Here is a 1,475-nt window from a genome sequence, read left to right as displayed (position 1 = left end):
GGTGGCTAACCCCAAAAGTTAGAGTTTTGTTATGCAGCTGATTGGATGGACTGAGTTCGGTATTCGACTGGACTTAGTCCATCCAATTTTTCTTTTGAACGTTCATGATTGTACCAGTGGATATATTCTTCAATCCGGCTTATTAAATCCTCAAAGGTAACTAATTTTTCTCCATAATACATTTCCTGCTTCAAAACACCAAAAAAGTTTTCCATTACAGCGTTGTCTGCGCATGTAGCTTTCCGTGACATGCTTTGGAATACATTATTCTCCTTTAATGTCTTCACCCATTGATTGTGCTGGTAATGCCAGCCTTGATCAGAATGGATGGTGGTTCGATAGATTGCGTGATTTCTTATTATTTCTATCGTTTCATGTAAAGGTTCCATGACTAGATCTAACGTGGGACGTTTCCTGATTCCATACGCGATGATTTCTCCGTTATAGAGGTCAAGAATGGGATTTAAATATAACTTCTCTTCGTTTAGACATTTAAATTCTGTAATGTCAGTTACTAATTTTTGTAGAGGGACATGCGTGTTAAAACGGCGTGATAATCGGTTCTTCGCTACCTTTCCAACGTTCCCCTTATACGAATTGTATTTACGGGATTTCCGCATGAATTTTACACATTTCAATCCGAGGTCTCGCATAATACGATATACTTTTTTATGATTGATATGATGACCTAATTTCTTTAATTCCTTCGTAATCCGTTTATATCCATAACGTTCATGAAATTTTTTAAATAAGGAAGTAATGAGTTCTTTTAATTCTGTATTCGAATCCTCTTTGTCAAAACCCTTCACATGATAGTGATAGGTTGCTTCGGGAATCCCCACTACTTGGAAAATATCTTTTAATCGGAATCCTGCTTCTTTAAGTTCGAATGCGAGCTTGGCTTGTGCTTTTCGCGGAAGGCATTCGGATTCTCCCGAAAAGCTCTCAACTTTTTTAGGTACGCATTTTCCAATCGCAGTAATTCATTCTCGCGTTCTAATTCCTCTTCGCGTGTTACCTTTTTCTCTTCCTTCTTCTCCGATTTACTAGGTTTCTTAGACATAGAAGGTCTCCCCTTTAATTTAGGTTTCAGGCCATCTACTCCTTGTTCATTAAATATTTTCGTCCAAGAATGAATTAATGAAGGATTGTTCAGCTTAAATTGTTCCGCAGTTTCCTGATAAGAAGCGCCTGTCTCTAACATAAATAGTATCGTATCTAATTTAAATTGAACAGAGTACGCTTTGTTTATTTCTCTTCGCTTTATACCTTCTATTCCTTGTGTTTTATAAGCTCTTACCCAATCTTGTAGTGGTGTCTTAGAGGGTAGGTTATATTTTTTTGCCAATGATTTATATCCAAGATGGCCATCCAGATACTCGGTGACAAGTTTTAGTTTAAATTCCTCACTATATTTAGCCATAAAAACACCCCCAAAAGTTAGTTGTCTACTCTAACTTTTGGGGGTCGATACC

At 37.2% G+C, this 1,475-nt stretch carries 2 protein-coding genes; both read right to left on the bottom strand.

Going from position 1 to position 1,475, the window contains the following annotated elements; genetic code table 11:
- Positions 1 to 29 precede the first annotated feature (29 nt).
- Positions 30 to 854 (bottom strand): IS3 family transposase, encoded by an 825-nt coding sequence (locus BAA9072_RS23855; protein WP_230980994.1) that lies wholly within the window; start codon positions 852 to 854, stop codon positions 30 to 32.
- Between the two features lie 5 nt (positions 855 to 859).
- Positions 860 to 1,423, bottom strand: coding sequence for a helix-turn-helix domain-containing protein (locus BAA9072_RS23850; protein WP_201717041.1), 564 nt, complete (start codon positions 1,421 to 1,423; stop codon positions 860 to 862).
- Between the last annotated feature and the right edge of the window lie 52 nt (positions 1,424 to 1,475).

The organism is Rossellomorea arthrocnemi, from assembly GCF_904424705.1.
Classification (GTDB): Bacteria; Bacillota; Bacilli; order Bacillales; family Bacillaceae_B; genus Rossellomorea; species Rossellomorea arthrocnemi.
The sequence above is the reverse complement of the archived record's forward strand: the minus strand, read 5'-3'. Positions and strand labels throughout refer to the sequence as shown.